The sequence below is a fragment of the Mesorhizobium sp. B2-8-9 genome, from assembly GCF_006439475.1.
GTDB lineage: Bacteria > Pseudomonadota > Alphaproteobacteria > Rhizobiales > Rhizobiaceae > Mesorhizobium.
Genome location: NZ_VFTQ01000026.1, coordinates 44,419 through 68,197, shown reverse-complemented (window position 1 = coordinate 68,197; position 23,779 = coordinate 44,419). Strand labels below are relative to the sequence as shown.

Below are 23,779 nucleotides of genomic sequence, written 5' to 3'. Positions count from 1 at the left end.
GGCGTGGGCAAGCTTCGGTCCTCGGGGAATTGGCCCGAAGCGCCTATAATACATGAGTATTCAAGTCAACTAATTCGCCACCGATTGGGCAAGCCAAACCGCTTTACGCCATCATGTATGGTCGCGGGTTTGACGCCGCGTGCGCAGGTTAACTCGCCGGCTTGCGCGCCGGATAGCCGTTGGGGTGCGGCGGGACGGCCTTGAGGTAGGCGGCAATCGCCGCGCGGTCGTCGGCGGTCAGTTGCGCGATGTTGCGCTGCACGTCGACCATGGGGCCGCCGACCGAATCGAAATCGGGTGTGAAGCCGGTTTCGAGGTAATTGGCGATGTCGGCCTCGGACCAGTCCTTGGTGCCGCCCTGCGGGGTGATATTGGGCACAACGCCCGAGCCTTCGGCGGCCACGGCGCCCGCCAGCCACTCGGCCTTCTTGACGCCGCCGGCGAAATCGCGCGGCGTGTGGCATTCGCCGCAATGGCCCGGACCCTCGACCAGATAGCGGCCGGCGAGAACCTTGTCCGGCGCGCCCTCTGGCAGCGCGATCACCGGTTCGGGGCTGAGATAAACAAGCTTCCAGAGGCCAATGCCGCGACGGATGGTGAAGGGGAAGGAAAGCCTGTGATCCGGCGCCTTGCCCGCAACCGCCGGCAGCGTCTTCATGAAGGCGTAGAGATCGGCGACGTCGGCCGGCTTCATGCGCGCGTAGGAGGCATAGGGGAAGGCCGGATAGAAATGCTCGCCGGAAGGAGAGACGCCTTTCAGCATGGCGTTGGCGAAGTCCGCCTCGCTCCAGGCGCCGATGCCGTCCTTCCGGTCCTGCGAGATGTTGGGCGGAACGAAGGTGCCGAACGGTGTCTTGAGTTCCAGACCGCCGACGAGCTCGAGGCGGGCGTCGCCCTGGGCGCCAGGTCTGGCGTGGCAGGAGGTGCAGCCCCCGGCGTAGAAGATCCGCTTTCCCCTGGCGGCGTCGCCAGGGCCAAGATCAGCGACGGTGCCGGCGTCCAGCCTGACCGGTGCCGACAGAACCCAGCTGGCGCCAGCCGCGGCGGCGCCAAGCACGATGACGGCGCCGACAAGCTTCTTCAGCCAGGCCATCGTCAAGCGATCAGCTCTTCTTGATCCGGTAGGTCTGATGGCAGGTGCCGCAATCGCCGCCCAGCGTGTTGAGCTGCGCCTTCAGCGCGTCGACATCGGCCGGCGGGGAAGCGACCGCGGCCTTGGTATCGGCCAGGAACTTGTCCTCGGCCGCCTTGAAGCCCGCCATGTCTTCCCAGATCTTCGGCGCGGCCGTGGTGTCGCCCTTGTCGGAGCCGGCAGGGAACAGCGTGTCGACATCGAACTTCTCTGCATTGGCTTGCAGTGCCTTCAGCGCGTCCAGCACGGCGGCGGCATCGAAAGGCGTCTCGCCCTTGACCACCTTCGAGATCTGCCCGGCGAGCTTGCCGCGTTCCTTCATCAGGGCCTGGCGACCCTTGATCGGGTCGGCATGGGCCGAGCCGGCAAAGGCAAGCATAGAGATGGCGATGACAAGCTTTCTCATTCAATTGGCTCCGTGGATGAAGAGGGTTTGCTGGCGCAATTCCGGACGGAAAACCGTTCAACACTTTTCCTGGAACTGCTCTGACGTTAACGGGCGTGATGGCGGGATTATTCCCCGGCACCGTGACGATTTTGCCGGGTTTCTCCTGAAAAAGAAAAGCCCCGGCGAACCGGGGCTTTTCGTCAAAATCACTCAGGCTTTAGCCTTCTCATAAAGCTCCAGGACGTAGTCCCAGTTGATCAGGCTGTCGACGAAGGCTTCGAGGTATTTCGGCCGCGCGTTGCGGTAGTCGATGTAATAGGAGTGCTCCCAGACGTCGACGCCGAGGATCGGCGAGCCGCCATGGACCAGCGGGTTCTCGCCGTTCGGGGTCTTGGAGATTTCCAGCTTGCCGTTCTTGACCGAGACCCAGGCCCAGCCGGAGCCGAACTGGGTGGTGCCGGCGGCGATGAAATCCGCCTTGAACTTGTCGTAGCCGCCGAGATCGCTGTCGACCGCCTTCTGCAGCGCGCCCGGCAGCTTGTTGCCGCCGCCGCCCTTCTTCATCCACTTCCAGAAATGGATGTGGTTGTAGTGCTGGGCGGCGTTGTTGAAGAGCCCGGCATTCTTGCCGAAGGACTGCTTCACGGCCTCTTCGACCGACAGGTCGCCCATTCCGGCCTCGGCCGCCAGCTTGTTGCCGTTGTCGACATAGGCCTTGTGGTGCTTGTCGTGGTGATACTCCAGCGTCTCCTTCGACATGTAAGGCTGCAAGGCCTCGTAGTCATAGGGCAAGGCGGGCAACTCAAAAGCCATGGATGGTACTCCCTCGAGGAAAAAAGTCCGGTGATACTACCGGGCTAAGATAGGTCTGGAATGGATCGGGGCAACTCCGGAATGGAGCGCCGAGCGACTTTTTAGAGCAATTCCAGGAAAAGTGCGAAACGGTTTTCCGTGCGGAATTGCGCAAAACAGGAAGATGGAGCGTGTCGCCGTTTCCCTGAAACGGTGAAACGCTCCAGCGGGTCAGGCGGCGGACGTCGAATGCGCCCATTCCCAATAGAGCTCGCGCGCCTTCTTGGCCACCGGACCGGGCTGCAGATCGCGGTTTTCGATGCGCGTGACGGGCACCACTTTCGAGTGGTTGCCGGTCGAGAATATCTCGTCGGCTTCGAGGAAATCGCGGACCGACAGCGTCTTCTCGGTGGTCCTGAAACCGTAGTCGCCGAGCAGGCTGATGGTGCGCGAGCGGGTGATGCCCGACAGAAACGTGCCGTTCGGGGCCGGTGTCATCACATGACCGTCCTTGACCAGGAAGATATTGGAGGTCCCGGTCTCGGCGACATTGCCCAGCATATCTAGCACCAAAGCGTTGTCGAAGCCGCGGTTCTTGGCCTCCAGAATGGCACGGCCATTGTTTGGGTAGAGGCAGCCGGCCTTGGCGTTGGTGGGCATGGTCTCGATGGTCGGGCGCCGGAACGGCGAAACGCCGATCGAAAAGCCGGATGGCGGGATCATCGGCGATTCATAGAGGCAGAGGCAGAACCGGGTCGAGGCCGGGTCGGCCGGCACGCCCATATAGCCGCCATGCTCGGCCCAATACATCGGCCTTACATAGACCGCCGTCTTGCCGTCGAATTTCTTCAGGCCATCCCAAGTCAGGCCGACGATCTCTTCCGTCGTCATCGAAGGCTTCAGGCCAAGCGCGATAGCGGAAGCGTTGACGCGAGCGGAGTGCAGATCGAGGTCGGGCGCGACGCCCTCGAACCAGCGGCCGCCGTCAAAGACGCTGGTGCCGAGCCACATGGCGTGGCTGCGCGGCCCGAGAATGGCGACGTTGCCCTCGTACCAGTCGCCGTCCACATAGGTCCAAGTCGCGGTTTGCGCCGCCGCCGCCAGTGTCATGGTCGCCGTCCAATTGAGTGATTTCAGTCGGCCATAGGACGATGCTTTGACGGCTGGCGTCAATTGACATCGGGAAAAATCGTTGGGGCCAGAGGCACTTGGCCGCAATCAATGCTTGCGCGGCAAGCCTGCGCGCCGCAAAACTTGAGACATGCATCATGCGGCTTATGTCTTCGACGCCTATGGCACGTTGTTCGACGTGCACGCCGCCGTGCGCCGCCACGCCGGCGAGATCGGCCCGGACGGCCAGCTTCTCTCCGAAATCTGGCGCGCCAAGCAGCTCGAATATTCCTGGGTGCGGACGCTGATGGGATCATACGCCGACTTCTGGCAACTGACCGAGCAGGCGCTGGATTTCGCTTTGCGCAAGGTGCCCTCGGCCGATCCGGCGCTGCGGACGAAACTGCTCGACGCCTATTGGCGACTCGACTGCTATCCGGAAGTGCCTGCCGTGCTGAAGGCGCTCAAGGCGTCGGGCGCGAAGCTCGCTATTTTATCCAACGGCTCGCCTGAAATGCTCGACGCGGCGGTCAAATCCGCGGCGCTTGACCAGATCCTCGACGACGTGTTTTCGGTCGACCAGGTCAAACGCTTCAAGACCGACCCGTCGGTGTACGACATGGTGGTCACCGGCTGGCGGCTTTACCCCGGCGCGGTCTCGTTCCAGTCGTCGAACCGCTGGGACATCGCCGGCGCGACGAGATTCGGTTTTCGCACGGTCTGGATCAACCGGACCAACCAGCCGGACGAGTATCGCGACCTCCCGCCGGGGCTGATCTTGCCTTCGCTCGAAGGTCTCCTGGCAGAGATCTGACGCCGCTGTTGCTGCAGGGCAACAGCTGTGGCGCGGTCACAGCTTCGCCTTTTTCTGTCCACCCTCAGGCCAGAATTGGAACCGCCTATCGCCGCCGACTGTTATGAATGCCGCCGCGACGTGCCCGCGGGTTCATGCTTTCTTGCGAATTAAGACCTAGAAAAGGCAACCATGTCAGACGCTTCCTTCCGCATCAGCCGCCGTGGCTTCCTCAATTTCACAGCCCTCGGCGCTGCCTCGGCCGCCGTGTCCGCCTGCACCACCACCGGTCCTGCACCAGCCCCCGTCCAGCCGCCGCCGCCCGCCTATGTCGAGCCGCCGCTCGGCGATTACGAGACGATGTATGGCGCAATGTCGGACAATGGCTTCGACCTGCCGGCCATCCCAGTCAACAAGATCGATCACAGATTCTTGCGCCAGATCGTCCCCGATCCGACCGGACAGCGTCCGGGCACCATCGTCGTCGATACCACCGGCCACTTCCTCTATCTGGTGCGCGAGGGCGGCCAGGCGATCCGCTACGGCGTCGGCCTCGGCCGCGCCGGCTTCGAATGGTCGGGCGACGCGGTCGTGCAGTGGAAGCAGAAATGGCCGAAATGGACGCCGCCGGACGAGATGGTGGCCCGCCAGCCGGAGCTGACGCAATTCAGCGCCAAGAATGGCGGCATGCCAGGCGGCCTGAAGAACCCGCTCGGGGCGCGCGCGCTCTATCTCTTCCAGGGCAATCAGGACACGCTCTATCGCCTGCACGGCTCGCCCGAATGGTGGTCGATCGGCAAGTCGGTGTCGTCGGGCTGCGTACGTCTGATCAACCAAGACATCATCGACCTCTACGACCGCGTGCCGACCAAGACGCCGGTCATCGTGACGGCCAATATCGGCGCGCCTGAAGAGGACATGCCGGAGCGCAAGGCGATCCCGATCGACAATGGCGTGCCGACGGGCTCGATCCTGCTCGGCCCGGTGAAGCGCCTCACCAACGAGATTTTCTAAGACCCCAATCGGTCAGCGGTGCTCGGCCAAAATGGCGGCCAGCACCGCGACGCCGCGTCGCAATGCCTCCGCGTCGAGCCCGGCGTAGCCCAGGATGAAGCCGGCCATTTCCGGCCTGGGTTCGCTCGGATCATAAAGGGGCGACACGGGATAGAGGCCGATGCCGGCCGCGCGCGACGCGGCGATGATCGCCGGTTCGCGTCCTGCATCGATGCCGTTCATCCAGGCGACGACATGCAGGCCGGTATCGGCTCCGGCGACAGTGACCCGCGGCCCCAGATGGTCAGTCAAAGCCTTCAGCAGGACCTGTCTGCGCTCAGCGTTCTTCCTGCGGATGCTGCGCACGTGGCGTTCGTAGGCGCCGCTCGCCAGCAGCTCGGCCAGCACGTCCTGCTCCAGCATCGGAGCATGCCGGTCGGTCAGGCGCTTGGCCTCGCCGAACGCCTGGCGCAGGCTGACGGGAACGACGAGATAGCCGAGCCTCAAGGTCGGCGAGAGCGTCTTGGACAACGTGCCGACATAGATGACCGTGTCCGCGTCCAGCGCCTGCAGCGGCGGAATGAGGCTGATGTCGTGACGGTATTCGCCGTCATAATCGTCTTCCACAATATAGGCCCTCGTGCCGGCGGCCCAGGCCAGCAGCGAACGCCGCCGCGTTGCCGAAAGCACGCCGCCAAGCGGAAACTGGTGCGAGGGCGTCACATAGGCGAGACGGGCCGGCGGCAGCTTTTCCGTCCGTAGTCCATCCGCATCGACAGGAACGGGCACGGCAATGCCTCCCGCCGCCACGAAGGCGTGGCGTGCCAGCAGATAGCCCGGGTTCTCGATCACAAAGGGGTCACCGGGGTCGAGCAGCAGTCGCGCGCAGAGGTCGAGCCCCTGCTGCGAGCCGTTGACGATGACGATCTGGTCCGGCGTGCAATTAATGCCGCGAGCCCGCCAGAGATAAGCCTGAAGCGCATTACGCAGACCGGAAGAGCCCTGCGGGTCGCCATAGCGCAGCCGCGCGGCGCGGTTGACGATTGCCTTGTTCGACGCCCGCCGCCAAGCCAGCACGGGAAAGTCCGCTCCGGACAGGTCGCCATAGCGAAAATCCGCAATCTTGGCCGGCTGCGCCAACGCCGCTGGAGGTAGGGTCAGCAACCGTCGCGCGAATGCCGACAGGTGCCGTGGCGAAGCGGCCGCGACGGGCGCTTCGCCCGGCGCTTTCTCCAGTCCCGGAGCAACGATCGCGCGCGCCCCTTGCCGGATGATCAGGTAGCCCTCGGCATCGAGCTGGCTGTAGGCGGCGGTCACCGTGGTCCGCGACGCGCCCCATTCGGCGGCAAAGGCCCGCGTCGACGGCAAGCGATCACCGGGCCTGTAGGCGCCGCTGTGGATCCGCGCCTTGATGGCCGCGATGATGCGGCGCGCGACGCCGTCCTGCTCCAACTGGACCACCAAAAACCTTCAAAACTGGATGTTCCAAGCAAGCCAGCTTTTCGGCATCTTGCTGTGCAACGCAAGGAGTTTTCATCATGTACATCCCGCCTGCCTTCCGCGACGACGATCAAGAGAGCCTAATGGCTACGATCCGCGCGGCGCGTCTGGCGACGCTGATCACCGCCACGGCGGAAGGTCCGTTGGCGACGCCGTTGCCGCTTTTGCTCGACGAGAACGAGGGTGAGCATGGGGTGATCTACGGGCACGTCGCAAAGGCAAACCCGCAGTGGCACGTGCCGCCGCTGGGCAACGGCCTGGCGATGTTCATGGGCCCGGATGCCTATGTGACGCCGGCCTGGTACCAGACCAAGCAGGAGACCGGGAAGGTCGTCCCGACCTGGAACTATGTCGCCGTCCACGCCCATGGGCCGATCGAATTCTTCGAGGATGCCGACAGGCTGCTCGAGGTCGTGACCCGCCTGACCAACCTGCATGAGGGCGAGCGCGCCGCGCGCTGGGCGGTGTCGGACGCGCCGGCGGATTTCATCCAATCGCAGCTGAAGGGCATTGTCGGCCTGCGCATGCCGATTACAAAGCTCGAAGGCAAGCGCAAGATGAGCCAGAACCGCAACGCCGCCGATCGCGCCGGTGTCGTGTCCGGCCTCTCATCCAGCGACCGGCCTTCAGACCGCGAGGTCGCGCCGCTCATTCCAGTGTGAACGGCGCGATATCGGCCAACCGCCGCGGCTGCTTGAGTTCCGCAGCAAGTCAGGTGCAGACCCACTCGCGGATCTTGCACTCCTTGCTCTCGCCTCCGCACTGGGCTGTCGCCTTCTCCTCGGCTTCGCGGCGGGTCGCGGCTGATGCTGCACTCCAGAACGGCGTCGCCTCGCCACGGCTCTTGCCTACCGAAAGCGCCGCGCAGTGCTCATAGGGAAAGCCGGTGCCGTCATCATCGTCCCAATGGCGATGGTTGCGGAACACTTCGACCACCCGGCAGCCCTTGCCATCTGCATTCTCGCAATGCTTGAGCGCAATGTCTTCCGCTTCCTGCCGCTTGTCGGCGCCCCAGAAAAAGCCGTGACGGCCGTCGCCCGGCGAGTAGGCGATCGCGCCCCAGATGCCCTTTTCCTCGCCGGTCTGCGCCGGCGGTGACGGGGCGATCAGGTCAGCCGCGTTGCTCGCAATCGTAAGCCCGGCGAGCGCCGCAAGCAGCGGGATCGAAAGGCGGGGATTGATCAGCATCTTCGTGCTCCAGTTGCAGCTATTCAGCAGTCGACCGTCATGCCCGGCTCTAGCCGCCCATGCGCGCGACCGAGACGACGATGCAAGTGTTGCCGGTCGGGACCAGCAGCGCCTGGCCGGCATTGTCGGCCAGGTTGAAAAGCATCGTGTTCGAAAGATTGTCCGCCAACAGGCTGCCCTTCGGGAGCGTTCCGGCGACTTCCTGGCAAGAGCGCGGGAATGGCGCCACGCGCATGAAGCCACCCTCGCAGCTCTGGCCGACAGGCGAGGCGAAAACGACGCCCGCGGCCTGCGTCTTGTAGTCCGGCAGGTTGTAGCTCATCCCGGCGACGGCCTGCACGGCATGGGTGTCGGGTGAGGTTTTGTCCCATTGCGTCTGGATCGCATAGGTCGACCCGGCAGTCAGAGCCTGCCCCATCGCGGCAAAGAGATTGGCGCAGGTGCGGACACCTGCCTGCGCGACATGCGCCTGAAACGGATTCTTGTTTGCCGAGGCGTCGACCGGCGCGGGCACGGCTTCGGTCGGCTTGCCCTGGATGGGTGCCTGCGCCTGCGCGGAGGCCGTGCCAGCGACGAATGTCCCAAGCGCGGGATAGAGACGGAACGACAGGACCACCGCCGCCGCGACCAAGACCGCGAACGCGCCGAGCAGCGCCGTGTTTCGCGCCAGGCGCCAGCCTGGCGAACGCTGTGGCGGCGGACTTGCCGGCGGCTCCGGCAGCGCGGCCGGCTGGGTGTGCGACAGGATTCTGTCCTCGATGGATTGGCGTGTCATCTCGAAGTCTTTCTAGTTGATGGCCGACAGCGCGGTCTTGAGTCCCTTGAACGGGGCATCAAGGTTGACGGTCGCCCCCGACGGCAGGGAATAGGAAACCTGGACCGTGGTCTCCTTGCCGATCTGCTCGCGCAGCACCGGGCCGACGGGCACATAGCCGACGCAGACCGACGCATCGCAACCCTGCAGTTGAACGTCGACCGGCTGTTTGCGGCCGGCAAGTCTCAGCGAAAGCTTGCTGCCCTTACCTGCCGCGCTCGGAGTCCGCAATATCATGAAGGGTTTGCCTTTCTCGTCGGCCGCGAGCGACCAGCTGAAGACCAACGCCTGGCTTTGATCGATGAAAGACTGGCCGATGTTGCAGACCTTCTTCCTGGCCTGCAGGTTCTCGTCGCAGATCAGCGTCCAGTTCTCGAACGGACGAGTGGTGCGCTGATAGTCGCCAAGCTTCACGCCCGCGGGCACCGCGACGTCGGAAGGCTTTATCCGATAGGCGGGCTGGGCCGCCTCCTGCCCGGCCGCGCGCGGGCCGGACAGGAGCAGGCAAACCATGCAAAGTGCCACGGCAGAGACGGCTCGCCCGACCGTGGACGGGCTGCTTGCCTGAGCATGATCATTCGCAGAACCGCTACGCACTTTTCGTGATCACGCTCTAGTTCAGGGTAAAGCTGACACCCGCGCCGACACCCCAGTGCCCGCCCGCCGTCGTGCCCGAGACGTTCGCTCTCGCCCGGCCGTCCTCGCTGGTGTAACCGGCGCCGAACGCCACGGCGCCTTCGCCGCGCCAGTAGCCGCCGCCGGCCGCCACGCTCAGCTTGCCCGGACGGTCGTCGTAGCGCAGCGAGGCGGCCGCAAGGCCGATCGCGGCGGCCTGGCGCGCCTCGCCCCGAGCCTCGCCCATATCCATGTTGAGCTGGCTGAGCTTGGAGTCGGTGTAGGCATTGGCCTGCTGCAGCGTGGTTGCCGCCACTTGGTTGGTATAGGCCTTGGAGTTGTCGAACGTTGTCGCCAGCCCGTTGTTGAACTGCAGCACGTTGACTGCATCGGTATCGGCGGTGCCCGCGCCGACATTGTGGATGACGACCGGCGCATTCACGTCGCCGCCGACAAGCGTCAGCGAATTGGACTTGGTGCCGTCCGGGTTCTTGTCATACTGGACGGCGAATTCATTCAGATTGCCGACGCTTCCCTGCACTGCTTCAACAGCCTGATTGGTCGCGTAGAGCTGGCTGCCGTTGATGGCGTCGGTCGAAGTCTGGCTGATCCGGCCCGCCGCCACATTGGTGACGGTGCGCTCGTTGCCGACGCTGCCGACGCTCACCGTGCTCGTCGGAGCGGTTCCGGCGAAGGTGTAGTTGACGCCGTTGATCGTCGTGCCGGTGGTGGCGACCGCCGCGGCGGTGGTCGAGCCGGCGCCGAGAGCGACGCTGCCCGGTTCGTTAGCCGTTGCGCCGGCGCCGAGCGCCATGGACTGGGCGCCGTTGGCGGTCGAGTTGGTGCCGAAGGCGATGCTGTCGGCCTGATTGGAGGTCGCGTTCTGGCCGATCGCGATGCCGCCCGGCGCCGTCTGCTGGACGATGGCGCCGTTGCCCATGCCGATGCCGTTGTCGCCGTTGACAGTGGTGCGCGGGCCGATCGCGACCGAATCGGTGCCGACCGCCAGCGAGTCCGGCGCGGTCGAATTGGCGTGGAAGTACATGGTCCCCGTCACAGCGAAGGAGCTCAGCGCGCCCTTCAGCTGGCGGAGCGTGACCGCGTCCTGGTCCTGCGTGCCATCGGCCACGTTGATGATCTGGCGATAAGCGGTGGATGTACCCACCGAGACGGCGCCGAGCAGGCTCATATCCGCGGTGTTGTAGGGAATGAGGCCGGTGCCGGAGAGGATCGATCCCGACGCGGGCGCGACGGCGCGATCCGAAACCGAGCCGGAGCCCAGCGCCACGCCGTCGGCGATGGTGACCGCGGTGCCGCGGCCGAGGGCCAGGGAATTGGCGGCGGATGCGGTCGCCTGATAGCCGAGCGCCGAGGAGCCAACCCCTTGCGCGAAGGCGTCGGTAATCGGCAGCGTGGTGTCGTTGGTGCGCACGTAGCGGATGCCGTCGCCATTGGCGTCCGTGTATGCAGTCGAGGTGTCGCCGGCAAAATTGTTGATCGTGTTGCCGAGCGTGGTGATGTCGGCGGTGTTGGCGGCGATATCGGTCGTATTCTGCGTCACCTGCTGGTTGGTCGCGAAGAGCTGCGAGCCGTTGACCGCATCGGTCGAGGAGTTGCTCAACTGCCCGGCCGCGACGTTCTGGATCTGGCGCTCCGCGCCCACCGAACCGACCGAGAACGCGCCGGCCGGCGTTCCGCCGGCGAAGGTGTAGTTGACGCCGCCGATCGTCGTGCCGCCGACATTGGTCGTGGTTCCGGAAACCGAATTCAGGCCGATCGCCACGTCGCCGGCATTGTTGGCGACGGCATTCGGGCCAATCGCGACCGAATCCGTCCCCAGAGCCTGGGAATCGGCAAGCGTCGAATTGGCATGGAAATATTTGATGCCGCCGCCGGTGTTGATGTTGTTGATCGTGTTGCCGAGATTGGTGATGTCGGCGGTGTTGGCGGCGATGTCGGTGGTGTTCTGCGTCACCTGCTGGTTAGTGGCGAAGAGCTGCGAGCCATTGACCGCGTCGGTCGAGGAGTTGCTCAACCGCCCGGCCGCGACGTTCTGGATCTGGCGCTCCGCGCCCACCGAGCCGACCGAGAATGCGCCCGCCGGGGTTCCCCCGGCGAAGGCGTAGTTCACACCGCCGATCGTCGTGCCGCCGACAACCGTCGTGGTGCCGGATACGGAGTTCAGGCCGATTGCCACGTCGCCGGCGTTGTTGGCCACGGCATTGGGGCCAATCGCGACCGAATCCGTCCCCAGAGCCTGGGAGTCGGGCAGCGTCGAATTGGCGTGGAAATACTTGATGCCGGCACCGGTGTTGATGTTGGTGATCGTATTCCCGATGTTGGCGATATCGGTCGTGTTCTGCGTCACCTGCTGATTGGTGGCGAAAAGCTGCGAACCGTTGATGGCGTCGGTCGAGGCGTTGCTGAGCCGGCCCGCGGCGAGATTGGTGAGGGTCCGCTCCGCGCCTGGAGCGCCGATGCTGACGGTCGAGGTCGGCGTCGTGCCGGCGAAGGCGTAGGTCGTGGTGCCGATCGTCGTGCCGCTAGTGCCGACTGCTGCGGCGGTTACCGAGCCGGAGCCGAGCGCCACGTCGCCGGAGCTTGCCGCCGCAGTAGCGCCGTCGCCCAGGGCGACATTGCCGGCGAGACCGGCGGCGCCCGCGGTAGAGCCGTTGCCCAGCGCCACGGAGCCTTGCCCGATCGCCTTGTTGCTGTTGCCGATGGCAACGGCGCCGTTGGCCATATTGGCGGCGGTAGCGGTCGCCGTGCCGTCGCTGTTGGCGATGTTATTGGCGCCGCCGGTGAAGGCGCCAGTACCGCTGGCGTAGCTCGGATCGCCGATGGCCACCGCGCCGTCGCCATAGGCGGTGTTGCCGGCGCCGATGGCCACGGCCTTGCCGCCATCGGTAGTCGCGCCCGTTCCGATGGCGATGGAGTCGGCGGAGAGCGCAGCGGACTGCAGACCGACCGCGACGGCGTTGGCTGCAGTCGCCTGGCTCTCGCGTCCCATCGCAAGGGCGTCGCCCGCAGATGCCGTCACGTCCGTGCCGATTCCGATGGCGTTGTCTCCACTGGCGCTCGTTGCAAAAGTGCTCGAGCCGACATAGACGGCGCCTATCCCGGACGCCCTCGTCCCTGCGCCGAGAGAGATGGAGTTCACGGCGCTGCTTTGGGCGCCGCGGCCGAGCGCGGTACTGTTGAGTCCAGTGGCGCGGGTGTCACGTCCGACGGCGGTGGAATTGTCGGCGCTGGCTACGGTCCCGATGCCGAGTGCCACGGACTGTGCGCCAGCCGCGTTGGCGCTCACGCCGGCAGCAAGCGAATTGTCTCCCGTCGCATTCGCTCCGGACCCAAACGAGGACGCGTTTTGGCCGCTGGCAACGGCGGTGTTGCCAACCGCGGTACCGGCGGAGCCGCTCGCAATTGAAGCACTGCCCATCGCGACGGCGAAAGCGCCGGAAGAGAGCGAATTGGTGCCGATCGCGATGCTGTTCGGTAGCGCCGTGTTGGCCTGAACGCCCGCCTGCGCGCCCAAGCCGAGTGCGATGGACTGGTTGCCCCAGGCGCTCGCCGTGTTGCCCATCGCCGTGGCGCTCGTTCCCGTTGCCTTGGTCAGGATGCCTATGGCAACGGTGTTTTGCTGAGACGCCGTCACATCGGTGCCAAGAGCGATGGCGCCCTGCGCAGTAGCGCCCGCTCCCGCAAGAGTGCGCCCGCCGATATTGATGGAGTTGATCTGTGTAGCGACCGACTGGAAGCCGATCGCGATGGCATTCTGGTTGCTTGCGGTGGCGGAAGTACCTTGAGCAAAGGCATCTATTCCCGACGCAACAGATGAATTGCCAATCGCGGTACTGCGCAGCCCGGTGGCTTGGGTCCCCCAGCCGCCGGCGAAGGAGGTGGCGCCGCTGGCCAAGGAACTGACGCCGACGGCTGTGGCGTTGCCACCCGAAGCAACGGAGAAGGTTCCCAGGGCGCTGGCGCCCGCGGCGGTTGCACTGGAGCTGACGCCGATCGCTACCGTATTGACGTTGTTCGAAATTGTGCCGGAGCCCAGCGCCACCGCGCCGCCGGGGCCGGTGGCCGACGCGGTTCGGCCGATAGCGACAGAGTATTGCGCTGTCGATTGAGCCTGGAAGCCGAGCGCTATGGCCCAGTTGAGGCTGGCGGTTGAGCCATTTCCGATCGCTATGGTCTCGGGAGCGGTCGCGGACCCGCCGCCAGCGGCATATTGCGCTTGCGCCGGCGCCGCGAACAGGAACAAAGCGGCGGCCGATGCAATATACCCAAGGCTTGCGCCGACGCCGAGCTTGCCGAGCCCACGTCCCTTGCGTCGCATGCCGAGCACGCGATGCGCGTTGCGCAGCGTCGCCATCAGGCGGCGGCGCAGCGAACGGCTCTCGGGAGCGCCGGAGACCCAGTTTCCAGCAAATCGGGCCGACCCGCGCCGAGCGATACGTTCTTGCCTGAAGTTCATTGCGAGAATGCCTCCTTTGGTGGGCCGCGCTCGATAACGGCAGGTTCCGCCGACCCTGCCGCCAAAGCGTGTCTGCTCGAAAATGGGACGATCACATCGGCGCCGCGCGCGAGCAGCGCGTGGCCCTGTTTTTCCCCGATCGCCTCGACGCGATCGAGCGTGTTTTCAAGCCAGGCGTCACCCGCCTCGGGCACAGCCTGAAGCGCCGCGGCAACCCGCTCCGGCGGGATCAGCCGCTTGAGATAGGACCGCACCGCCGCCAGATGGACGGCAGGTGCGTCATGCGCGTGAACGACGGTCGTGAGGCCGTAGAGATAATGGGCCAGCAGCATGTCCTGCTTGGCCAGGGGCACGCCATCTCCATAGCGCTTCTCAAGCGTCCTCGATGCCGACTCCAGCCAGTAACCGATCTCCTCGGAAAGGCTCCGGCGAACCGCCGTGTCGTCGCTCATGTCCCCTCGGCCAGCTTAGAATCCGAATACCGGATTTGCTGCAGAAAGACAGGTTTTCCGGGGCTCGTATTCCAACAAATTGCTGTTTATCTGAAAATATACCGTAGGTCTTCCATGGGTTAACGCAAAATTACTTTAGTAATACCTTTTATAAGCCGATCCATAGATAACTGCGCGGGAATTAGCCCTGCCTGCCGGCCCCCGATTGAACCAGCCTCTCTCGCACCTGCATTGGAGTTACGTCGCGGTATTTCTTCATCGTGGTGGTGAGATGGCTCTGGCTCGAGAAGCCGCTCAGATAGGCGATGTCCGTGATCGACATGCGCCTGTCGGCCAGCAGCTTCTCGGCAAAGTCAAGGCGAAGGGCAAGAACATATTGATGCGGCGTCACGCCGAACGTCTTGGAGAAAGCACGGGCGAAATGGTAAGGCGACAGCCCGCACACAGCGGCCATTTCGGCGAGCGAAAGCTTGCGCGAAAAGTTTTCGCTCAGGAATTGCGCCACGAGGCGAGCGTGGCCGAGCGACAGCCCACCTTTCGCGTTCAGCAGCGGCCGCCTTTCAGGAGGAATTTCCGAATACCAAGCTTGCAGATCGTCATCGCGCCGCAACTTGGACTCCTGATGCTCAGCCCTCCGCAGTCTTGGCCCAACCTTAGCGGGCGCTTTCGGTTCCCTGGCCACAATAATTCGTGATCGCACGTGCTGTCGGCGCTATCCAGTTTGCCCCCCGGCAACAGCACGTCAAAGGCCATGATTTGGCGCGTCCGGTATTTCATGAAATTGCGGTTCTGCTGGGAAAAGTTCCCTTGCGAAAAGTTTTAGCTGCCGCTGATGCGGCTTACCCGTCGGCAGGTAAGATTTGATCGTCGCGAGGTAACGAGGGCAGCTTTCCGGGGCGGCGCATTTCCGCGACGGATTCGCGCGACGGCAAGCGGGTTTCGCCCGACGTCAAAGCTTACAGGCGTGATTCGCGTCGCGCTCCGCGCGGTACCGTCTCTTTGCTTCAGCGGCCTCGCGCCAGGCTTCCCAAAATTCCGCGCACGATAGCGCGGCCGACGGACGAGCCGACCGAGCGCACCACCGACTTGATGGCGGCTTCGGCCACGGTCTGGCGGTTGGAAGACCGCCGGTTGCCTGTCCCCAGGACATCGTCGAAGCCCGGAATGGTCCAGCGCGAACCGCCGCTGTTCTGCTGTTGTGCCTGAGCCTCGGCGTCCTGCGCCTCCTTGGCCTTTTTCTGCAGCATTTCGAAGGCCGATTCGCGATCGACGGCCTCGTCGTACTGGCCGGCGACCGGGCTCTCGGCGATGATCTTGCGGCGCTCTTCGGGCGTGATCGGGCCGAGCCGCGATGACGGCGGCCGGATCAGCGTGCGCTGGACCATGGCCGGCACGCCCTTGTCCTCCAGCATCGAGACCAGCGCCTCGCCGGTGGCAAGCTGGGTGATGGCGGTGGCGCAGTCGAAATCGGGATTGGGCCGGAAGGTTTCGGCGGCCGAGCGCACCGCCTGCTGCTCGCGCGGCGTATAGGCGCGCAGCGCATGCTGGACGCGGTTGCCGAGCTGGGCCAGCACCTTTTCCGGAATGTCCAGCGGGTTCTGGGTGACGAAATAGACGCCGACGCCCTTGGAGCGGATCAGCCGCACCACCTGCTCGACGCGGTCGATCAGCACCTTCGGCGCGTCTTCGAACAGAAGATGCGCCTCGTCGAAGAAGAACACCAGCTTTGGCCGGTCGAGATCACCGACCTCGGGCAATTCCTCGAACAGCTCCGACATCAGCCAAAGCAGGAAGGTGGCGTAGAGCCTGGGATTCATCATCAATTTGTCGGCCGCCAGAACGCTGATCGCGCCGCGCCCGTCACGGGTGGTGCGCATGATGTCGGCGATGCGCAGCGCCGGCTCGCCGAAGAAGTTGGCGGCACCTTGGCTCTCCAGCACCAGCAGCGTGCGCTGGATGGCGCCGACCGACGGCTTGGTGACATTGCCGTAGCGTGCGCTGAGTTCGTCGGCGCGCTCGGCGATGTTGGCGAGCAGCGCCTGCAGGTCCTTGAGATCGAGCAGCAGCAGGCCTTCCTCGTCGGCGATGCGGAAGGCGATGTTCATGACGCCTTCCTGAGCTTCCGTGAGGTTCATCAGCTGCGACAAAAGCAGCGGCCCCATTTCGGAAATGGTAGCGCGGATCGGATGGCCCTGCTCGCCGAACAGGTCCCAGAAGATAACCGGGAATTCCTGGAATTGATAAGGATCGAGCTTCACCTGCTCGGCGCGCTTGACCAGGAAATCCTTGGCCTCGCCCATCATGGATATGCCGGAAAGGTCGCCCTTGATATCGGCGCAGAAGACAGGCACGCCGGCGTTGGAAAAGCCCTCGGCCAGGACCTGCAGGCTGACGGTCTTGCCAGTGCCCGTGGCCCCGGTGACGAGGCCGTGGCGGTTGCCGTAGCGCAGCAGCAGCTCTTCGGCGCGCTGATAGGAATCGTCGGGCTTGCGGCTGGCGCCGATGAAGATGCTGGTCTCGTCAACCATATCCGGTCTCCGCAATGTGTTCCGCTCAAAGGCCTCACCCGAGGTATAGTAACGCCGGTCGCATGCGGCAATGCCCGGTATCGTTTTGGGGTGCATCGAATTTGGCCTTTGGCGCTTGCGGATTTTGCGCATGTTTGGCAATCGATTGCCTGGCCGCGAGAACCGGCCGGATGGCGCATTGTGATATCCGGTTCCTGACCTTAGATTGGTTGGACCGGCTGATGCGGCCAAGAAGCGAGGAGAGCGATGGGCGCCGGCGCCTTGACCAGGGATGTCGACCTTCCGAACCCGGACGCCAAGCGTTGGCGGGCGCTGGCGGAAAAGGCGCTTGCCGGCGGTTCCTTCGAGGAAAAGCTCGTCTCCCACACCGATGACGGCATCTGCATCGAGCCGCTCAGCCAACGCTCGACGACCGCCGAGCCGTTGCCGCGTACAAATCCGACCGCGCCTTGGATCGTCAGCCAGCGCGTCGACGACCCGGATGTCGCCCGGGCCAGCGCGCAAGCCCTGGAAGACATCGCCCAAGGCGCCACCGGCCTGTCGCTTGTCTTCGAGGGTGCGCCGAATGCCTTCGGCTACGGCCTGCCGCGCACCGCAGAGGCGCTGGAAAGGGTGCTCGACGGCGTGCCGCTCAACCGCGTTCAGGTGCGCATCGACGCGCATCCGTGGAGTCGTGCCGTGGCCGACTGGCTGCTGGCTTTTCTCAGCCGCCGCCGCTCCGATCCGGCCAAGCTCAACCTTTCCTTCGGCATCGATCCGGCGGCGATCTTCGCCGGAACCGGGCGGCTGCGCACCTCGATCGAGGCGCTGCAGGAATCGATGCCACAATCGCTGGCGCATTTCTTCTCGATGGGCGTGCCGGGCGTGCTGCTCGAGGCCGACGGCCGCGTCTTCCACAATGCCGGCGCCACCGAGGCGCAGGAGCTTGGCACGATGATGGCATCGGTCGTGTCCTATCTCAGGATGTTCGAGAAGGCGCGCCAGCCGCTGGTCTATGCGGCGCCCTATATCGGCTTCGCGCTCAGCGTGGACCAGGACCAGTTCCTGTCGATGGCCAAGGTGCGGGCGTTGCGCAAGCTCTGGGCGCGCGTCCAGGAAGCCTGCTCGATCCCGGCCTCGACCGCCAGCATCCATGCCGAGACCTCCTATCGCATGATGACGATGGCCGACCCGGAAACCAACATCTTGCGCACGGCGATCGCGGCCTTTGCGGCGGCAACCGGGGGCGCAGATTCGATCTCGATCCTGCCGCACACCATCACGCATGGGCTGCCGGCCGGCTTTGCCCGCCGCGTCGCCCGCAACGCGCAGCTGATCATGTCCGAGGAGAGCCATATCGGCTATGTCGCCGATCCGGCCAGCGGCTCCGGTTCGGTCGAGGCGCTGACCAACGATCTCTGTGCCGCGGCCTGGGAAGAATTCCAGCGCATCGAGGCCGAGGGCGGCGTGCTCGCCAGCCTGCAGCAGGGCTATATCCAGAACCGAGTGCAGACGGCCGCCGCCAAGCGCAACGGCGCCTACCGATCGGGCGAGCGCGGCATTGTCGGCACGACGCTTTACCGCGCGCCGGCGGAGCGTCCGGTCGAGACGCTGCCGCGGGAACGGCGTCCAGCGCTGACCGAAGGCGTGGCGACCTGCGAGCCGCTGTTTCCGGTGCGCATCGACCAGTCGATCGGAGCCGGATCATGATCCCGGATTTCAGCCAGATCGGCTGGTCGGAGCCGCGTCGCGCGCCGGTCGAGATCAAGGGCCAGCGGATGACGCCGGAAGGCATCGCCGTAAAACATCTCTACACGGAAGGCGACCTCAAGGGGCTTGCCAATCTCGACACCTATCCAGGCCTGCCGCCCTTCGTGCGCGGCCCCTACCCCACCATGTATGTCCAGCAGCCCTGGACGATCCGTCAATATGCCGGCTTCTCGACGGCCGAGGAATCCAACGCCTTCTACCGGCGCAACCTCGCGGCCGGCCAGAAAGGCCTGTCGGTCGCCTTCGATCTCGCCACGCATCGCGGCTATGACAGCGACCATCCGCGCGTCGCCGGCGATGTCGGCATGGCGGGCGTGGCGATCGATTCCATCCTCGACATGCGGCAGCTGTTCGACGGCATTCCGCTCAACGAGATGACGGTGTCGATGACGATGAATGGCGCGGTGCTGCCGATCATGGCGCTGTACATCGTGGCGGCGGAGGAACAGGGCGTCGCCCAGAACGATCTCGCCGGGACCATTCAGAACGACATTCTGAAGGAGTTCATGGTCCGCAACACCTACATCTATCCGCCGAAACCTTCGATGCGGATCGTGTCGGACATCTTCGCCTACACCTCCAGGCATATGCCGAAGTTCAACTCGATCTCGATTTCCGGCTACCACATGCAGGAAGCCGGCGCGACGGCCGATCTGGAGCTTGCCTACACCATCGCCGACGGCATCGAATATGCCCGCGCCGGCGTCGCCGCCGGCCTCGACATCGACCGTTTCGCGCCGCGCCTGTCCTTCTTCTGGGCGATCGGCATGAACTTCTTCATGGAGGTCGCCAAGCTCAGGGCCGCAAGGCTGCTGTGGTCGAACCTGATGAAGAAGAATTTTGCGCCAAAGGACGAGCGCTCGCTGTCGCTGCGCACCCATTGCCAGACCTCGGGCTGGTCGCTGACGGCGCAGGATCCCTACAACAACATCACCCGCACGATGATCGAGGCGATGGCGGCGACGCAGGGGCACACCCAGTCGCTGCACACCAATTCCTTCGACGAAGCAATGGCGCTGCCGACCGACCATTCGGCGCGGATCGCGCGCAACACGCAGCTCATCCTGCAAAAGGAATCCGGCACCACGCGCATGATCGATCCATGGGGCGGCTCGGCCTATGTCGAGCGGCTGACGCATGATCTGGCGGCGCGCGCGCTTGCCCATATCGAGGAGGTCGAAAACCTCGGCGGCATGGCGGCGGCGATCGAAAAGGGCATTCCGAAGCTGCGCATCGAGGAAGCCGCGGCGCGTACCCAGGCGCGCATCGATTCCGGCGAGCAAATTCTGGTCGGCGTCAACGCGCACCGGCCTGAAGCGGATATCGACGTCGATGTGCTGAAGATCGACAATGCCGAGGTGAAGGCCAGGCAATTGGCGAAGCTGCAGCGGCTGAAAGGCACACGCGACGTCGCGGCGCTGGAGGATGCGCTGGCGGCGCTGACCCGTGCCGCCGAGGGCGACGAGAACCTGCTCGAATTCGCGATCCGCGCGGCGCGCGCCAACGCTACCGTCGGCGAGATTTCGCTGGCGCTGGAAAAGGTATTCGGCCGCCACACGGCGGCGGTGCAGACGATCTCCGGCGTCTATCGCGAGGCGCTCGGCGACAACCCGGGGCTTGAGCGGCTGCAGGAGAAGATCGAAGCGTTCGAAAAGAAATCCGGCGGCAAGCCGCGCATCCTGGTCGCCAAGATGGGCCAAGACGGGCACGACCGCGGCCAGAAGGTGATCGCCAGCGCGTTCGCCGATCTGGGATTCGATGTCACCGTCGGACCGATGTTTCAGACGCCGGACGAGATCGCGAAGCTCGCGGTGCAGCACGACGTCGACATCATCGGCGCCTCCTCCTTAGCCGCCGGGCACCTGACGCTGATCCCCGAGCTCAAGGACGCGCTGAAAAAGCTCGGCCATGGCGACATGCTGATCGTCGCCGGCGGCGTCATCCCGCCGCAAGACTACGACGCGGTGCTGGCGGCGGGCGCGGCGGAGATCTTCCCGCCGGGAACCGTCATCCCGGAAGCGGCCAACCGGCTGATGGATCGGTTGCTGGTCGACTAGCGAGGGCTGCTGATTTGGCCAAAAGGCTGTTCTATGGAAATAGATGCAACCATGGCGCGATGATGTTCTGACAGTCGTCCAGAGGCTTGAGGACGGATCGGGGGCCTTGCTACTGCCACGCGAAATGCTTGACAGCTTGAGCCTCCAAGGTCGGCGATGAGCTCCAGATCGCCGAAACCGACGACGGCGTCATTCTAAGGCCAATCCGCCACGACAACTACAAACGGGAAATGAACGCTGCTCGCGATGTCGTGGACAAATACGAAGCTGGGTTGTTACAGCAGCTGGCAATTAGGCTTGGCTGCTAGTTCTCGACCTTGTCCGAGAGCTTGACGATTTCCCATTCCTTGCCGTTGACGGTCACGACCTCGCCGATCTTCTTGCCGAATAGAGCCACGGCCATCGGCGAGACATGGGAAATGCTGCCCTTCGACGGATTGGCCTCGTCCTCGCCGACGATGCGCCAATGCACCTTCCTGCCGTCATCGCCTTCCAGGGTGACGCCCATGCCGAAGCGCACCACATCGCTGCCCGGCTCCGGCACCGAAAGCTCCGCGCTTTCGCGTCGCGCGGTCCAGTAGCGCAGGTCGCGCGATACGACAGCGAGGCGCTCGCGGTCGCCACGCCTTTCAGCCTTGGCCATCAGGTCGCGCAGCTCGGCGAGATTGTCCTCGATCATCGCCAGGCCGCGCTCCGTCACCAGGTTGCGGTGCGTGCTGACCGGACGTTCGCCGACGCCGGCAATGGCGTTTTCGCTGTCTTCTTCGCGCGTGAAAGCTCTGCTCATGCGGTGAACTTAGGCTTGGCGAGGCGACTGCACAAGCGGTTTGCCGATGAGCCCGCCTTGGCACGATTCCTGCGACAGACAGGGCGAAACGCCAGGACCTGTGCCGATGTTGAACAGACGAACGCTGCTTGCCCGGACCGCCGGCTTCGCCGTTGCCGGCGTCTTTGCCGGCAAGGCATCGGCCAAGTCGCTGCCGGGCATCGAGATGGCCGCGATGCGCGGCTCGATCAACGCCACGGAGATCGGCGTGCAGCCGGGCGCGGTCGACGACCAGAGCAAGGTTTTTGCCAGGATGCTGGCCGAGGCCAGCGACCGCGACCAGCCGGTATTCCTGCCGCCGGGCAGCTATCTCGTCTCAAACCTGAAGCTGCCCGCGCGCGTGCGCCTGTCGGGTGTGCCAGGCGCGACTCGCATCGTCTATGGCGGCAACGGCCATCTGATGATGGCCGAACAAGCCGAGCATATCGAGCTCAGCGGGCTGGTGCTCGACGGCGCCAACCGCTGGCTAGCCGACTACACGCAGGGGCTGCTCGACCTGCGCCGTGTCGCCCATCTCGTCATCGACAATTGCCAGGTGACCGGCAGCGGCAAGAACGGGCTGGCGCTCGAGCATGCCGTCGGTCGCGTCGGTCGCTCGGATATTTCGGGTGCTGCAGATGCCGGCATCTATTCAGTCGAGGCCGGCGGGCTGGAGATTTCGGGCAATAACATTTCGGACTGCGCTAATGGCGGCATACTGGTGCATCGCTGGCAGGCTGCGGAAGACGGCACCATCGTCAGCTGCAACCGCGTGCAGAGGATCGGCGCGCGCAGCGGCGGCACCGGGCAGAACGGCAACGGCATCAATGCCTTCCGCGCCGACAACGTCATCATCTCCGGCAACGTCGTCTCCGACTGTGCTTTCACCGCGGTCCGCGCCAACAGCTCAAGCAATTTGCAGATCACCGGCAACACCTGCTCGCGCTCGGGCGAAACCGGGATCTATTCGGAATTCTCCTTCGAAGGCGCAATCATCAGCAACAATCTGGTCGACGGCGCCGCCAACGGCATCTCGATCGTCAATTTCAACGAAGGCGGGCGGATGGCCGTCTGCTCGAACAATATCGTGCGCAACCTCTCGACCATCGGCCCCTACACCGCTGACCCGCCCGGCTTCGGCGTCGGCATCAGCGCCGAGGCCGACACGACGGTGTCCGGCAACGTCGTCGAGAACGCGCCGCTCTATGGCATGCAGCTCGGCTGGGGTCCTTATCTGCGCAATGTCGTGGCGACAGGCAACATCATCCGCAAGGCGGGCACCGGCATCGTCGTTTCGGTGGTCGAAGGTTCCGGCAGCGCCGTCATCTCGGACAATGTCATCGACGGCGCGAAAAACGGCGCCATTGTCGGCCAGCGCTGGGCCGATCCAGTGGCCGGGGACCTCACGCAGTCAACCGATACGGGCTACGCACATCTCACCGTGGAGCGCAACAAGGTGAGCTAGGCCACGGCCACGATGATATGCGCCTGGATCTTGGCGGCAATTTCGCCGCTACCATGTCTGTCGGCTATTGCGGCTTCGGCGTAGTCAGTTGCCGACTCCAATCTTCCGGCCTCTCTGGCCTCGATCTCATTGCGAAGCACGGTGCCCTGACAATAGGCGATGGCGGGAACGCGTGGCGAGGATGCACGGCTCTGCTCGGCCCGGGTATCGATCGTCACATCGCGGAACCCAGCTGCCTCCAGATCGCCGCGGATCAGCGCCTTGTCGTGGTAACCGTGCGGCGTGCGCGCCAGAAAGCGCGGCGGGTCATTCGGAAACATCCTGGCGAGAGCATTCGTCACGTCATCGGCGAATATATTCTCCTCGATGCGATCCCAAACGCTGAACAGGAAATGTCCGCCGGGCTTCAGCACCCGCTTTGCCTCGCGATAGGCAGCGGAACGGTCGGGGAAGAACATGGCGCCGAACTGACAACAGACGAGGTCGAAGGCCGCATCGTCGAACGGCAGCTTCAGGGCATCCGCCTGGCGCCATGCGATGCGGCTGTCGGGCCCTTGGCGCGAAGCCGCATAATCGAGCATCGGCTGGTTGAGGTCGGTTACGATGTAGCTGGCACCAGGAGAGAGTTTCGGCGCCAAGGCACGGGTGACGGCCCCGGTGCCCGCGGCGGTCTCCAAAACGGCCAAGGGTGAGAAAGACGCCGCCCGCCGCGCGGTCTCCGCGGCATAGGCCTCGAAAATCAGCGGCACCATATGACGATGGTAATTTTCGGGGATCGACCCGGCAAACACCTTGTCCGCTTCCAGCATAGCCAGCGCCCAGCATCCGATTGGTGGTGAGGGAGACTAGCAGAAACATGAACTCGCTGCTGTTCGGTTTTGCGTAGAACCGGCGCCGTCCAGGTCGCCAGCGAGGAAAATT

The 23,779-nt window shown here is 64.6% G+C and carries 20 protein-coding genes; 6 read left to right on the top strand and 14 right to left on the bottom strand.

Annotated elements, in window-relative coordinates; translation table 11 throughout:
* Window positions 1-148: 148 nt before the first annotated feature.
* From FJ423_RS25435 to FJ423_RS25420, 4 genes are all read right to left on the bottom strand, one after another.
* Window positions 149-1,093, bottom strand: coding sequence for a cytochrome c (locus FJ423_RS25435; protein ID WP_140845776.1), 945 nt, complete (start codon window positions 1,091-1,093; stop codon window positions 149-151).
* A gap of 10 nt (window positions 1,094-1,103) precedes the next feature.
* Entirely contained in the window at window positions 1,104-1,538 is a 435-nt protein-coding gene (locus FJ423_RS25430; protein ID WP_140845751.1) for a cytochrome c, read from the bottom strand.
* 192 nt (window positions 1,539-1,730) lie between these two features.
* Window positions 1,731-2,333: a superoxide dismutase gene (locus tag FJ423_RS25425; RefSeq protein WP_140845750.1), complete on the bottom strand. Its 603-nt coding sequence runs from the start codon at window positions 2,331-2,333 to the stop codon at window positions 1,731-1,733.
* Window positions 2,334-2,543: 210 nt separating this feature from the next.
* Window positions 2,544-3,422, bottom strand: coding sequence for a branched-chain amino acid aminotransferase (locus FJ423_RS25420; RefSeq protein ID WP_140845749.1), 879 nt, complete (start codon window positions 3,420-3,422; stop codon window positions 2,544-2,546).
* Between the two features lie 151 nt (window positions 3,423-3,573).
* Here FJ423_RS25420 and FJ423_RS25415 point away from each other — a divergent pair, with 151 nt between their 5' ends.
* Both FJ423_RS25415 and FJ423_RS25410 read left to right on the top strand, forming a co-directional pair.
* Complete coding sequence (locus FJ423_RS25415; protein ID WP_140845748.1) at window positions 3,574-4,236, top strand: haloacid dehalogenase type II; 663 nt, start codon at window positions 3,574-3,576, stop codon at window positions 4,234-4,236.
* 171 nt (window positions 4,237-4,407) lie between these two features.
* On the top strand, window positions 4,408-5,229 hold the full coding sequence (locus FJ423_RS25410) for a L,D-transpeptidase (protein ID WP_095766864.1): 822 nt from the start codon (window positions 4,408-4,410) through the stop codon (window positions 5,227-5,229).
* A gap of 12 nt (window positions 5,230-5,241) precedes the next feature.
* Here FJ423_RS25410 and FJ423_RS25405 read toward each other — a convergent pair whose 3' ends face one another.
* Entirely contained in the window at window positions 5,242-6,660 is a 1,419-nt protein-coding gene (locus tag FJ423_RS25405) for a PLP-dependent aminotransferase family protein (RefSeq protein WP_210239575.1), read from the bottom strand.
* Between the two features lie 86 nt (window positions 6,661-6,746).
* On the opposite strand from FJ423_RS25405, the gene FJ423_RS25400 reads away from it, so the two are divergent.
* A complete protein-coding gene (locus FJ423_RS25400; RefSeq protein WP_140845746.1) occupies window positions 6,747-7,370 on the top strand; it encodes an FMN-binding negative transcriptional regulator in 624 nt (207 codons plus the stop codon).
* Between the two features lie 49 nt (window positions 7,371-7,419).
* Here the strand turns inward: FJ423_RS25400 and FJ423_RS25395 are convergent, their stop codons facing one another.
* The 7 genes from FJ423_RS25395 to FJ423_RS25365 form a co-directional block, all read right to left on the bottom strand.
* The gene (locus tag FJ423_RS25395) at window positions 7,420-7,896 is read right to left on the bottom strand and encodes a DUF4189 domain-containing protein (protein ID WP_095766862.1); all 477 of its coding nucleotides are present in this window, start codon (window positions 7,894-7,896) and stop codon (window positions 7,420-7,422) included.
* Between the two features lie 49 nt (window positions 7,897-7,945).
* Complete coding sequence (locus tag FJ423_RS25390; RefSeq protein ID WP_140845745.1) at window positions 7,946-8,671, bottom strand: hypothetical protein; 726 nt, start codon at window positions 8,669-8,671, stop codon at window positions 7,946-7,948.
* A gap of 12 nt (window positions 8,672-8,683) precedes the next feature.
* Complete coding sequence (locus FJ423_RS25385; RefSeq protein WP_140845744.1) at window positions 8,684-9,223, bottom strand: invasion associated locus B family protein; 540 nt, start codon at window positions 9,221-9,223, stop codon at window positions 8,684-8,686.
* 100 nt (window positions 9,224-9,323) lie between these two features.
* Complete coding sequence (locus tag FJ423_RS25380) at window positions 9,324-13,802, bottom strand: YadA-like family protein (RefSeq protein WP_140845743.1); 4,479 nt, start codon at window positions 13,800-13,802, stop codon at window positions 9,324-9,326.
* A complete protein-coding gene (locus FJ423_RS25375; RefSeq protein WP_140845742.1) occupies window positions 13,799-14,254 on the bottom strand; it encodes a hypothetical protein in 456 nt (151 codons plus the stop codon). Before FJ423_RS25375 ends, FJ423_RS25380 begins: the two co-directional genes overlap by 4 nt.
* 181 nt (window positions 14,255-14,435) lie before the next feature.
* The gene (locus tag FJ423_RS25370) at window positions 14,436-14,864 is read right to left on the bottom strand and encodes an AraC family transcriptional regulator (RefSeq protein WP_224545686.1); all 429 of its coding nucleotides are present in this window, start codon (window positions 14,862-14,864) and stop codon (window positions 14,436-14,438) included.
* A gap of 394 nt (window positions 14,865-15,258) precedes the next feature.
* A complete protein-coding gene (locus FJ423_RS25365; RefSeq protein ID WP_140845741.1) occupies window positions 15,259-16,782 on the bottom strand; it encodes a helicase HerA-like C-terminal domain-containing protein in 1,524 nt (507 codons plus the stop codon).
* 246 nt (window positions 16,783-17,028) lie between these two features.
* On the opposite strand from FJ423_RS25365, the gene FJ423_RS25360 reads away from it, so the two are divergent.
* Together FJ423_RS25360 and scpA are read left to right on the top strand one after the other, a co-directional pair.
* A complete protein-coding gene (locus FJ423_RS25360; protein ID WP_140845740.1) occupies window positions 17,029-18,471 on the top strand; it encodes a methylmalonyl-CoA mutase subunit beta in 1,443 nt (480 codons plus the stop codon).
* Window positions 18,468-20,588: a methylmalonyl-CoA mutase gene (gene scpA, locus FJ423_RS25355; protein WP_140845739.1), complete on the top strand. Its 2,121-nt coding sequence runs from the start codon at window positions 18,468-18,470 to the stop codon at window positions 20,586-20,588. Before FJ423_RS25360 ends, scpA begins: the two co-directional genes overlap by 4 nt.
* Window positions 20,589-20,892: 304 nt before the next feature.
* Here the strand turns inward: scpA and greA are convergent, their stop codons facing one another.
* On the bottom strand, window positions 20,893-21,375 hold the full coding sequence (gene greA / locus FJ423_RS25350; RefSeq protein WP_140845738.1) for a transcription elongation factor GreA: 483 nt from the start codon (window positions 21,373-21,375) through the stop codon (window positions 20,893-20,895).
* A gap of 106 nt (window positions 21,376-21,481) precedes the next feature.
* Here greA and FJ423_RS25345 point away from each other — a divergent pair, with 106 nt between their 5' ends.
* Complete coding sequence (locus FJ423_RS25345) at window positions 21,482-22,858, top strand: TIGR03808 family TAT-translocated repetitive protein (protein WP_140845737.1); 1,377 nt, start codon at window positions 21,482-21,484, stop codon at window positions 22,856-22,858.
* On the opposite strand, the gene FJ423_RS25340 is transcribed toward FJ423_RS25345, so the two are convergent.
* Window positions 22,855-23,667 carry a methyltransferase domain-containing protein gene (locus tag FJ423_RS25340; protein ID WP_140845736.1) on the bottom strand — a complete coding sequence of 271 codons (813 nt, stop codon included), beginning with the start codon at window positions 23,665-23,667 and terminating at the stop codon, window positions 22,855-22,857. The genes FJ423_RS25345 and FJ423_RS25340 overlap by 4 nt on opposite strands.
* Window positions 23,668-23,779: the final 112 nt, after the last annotated feature.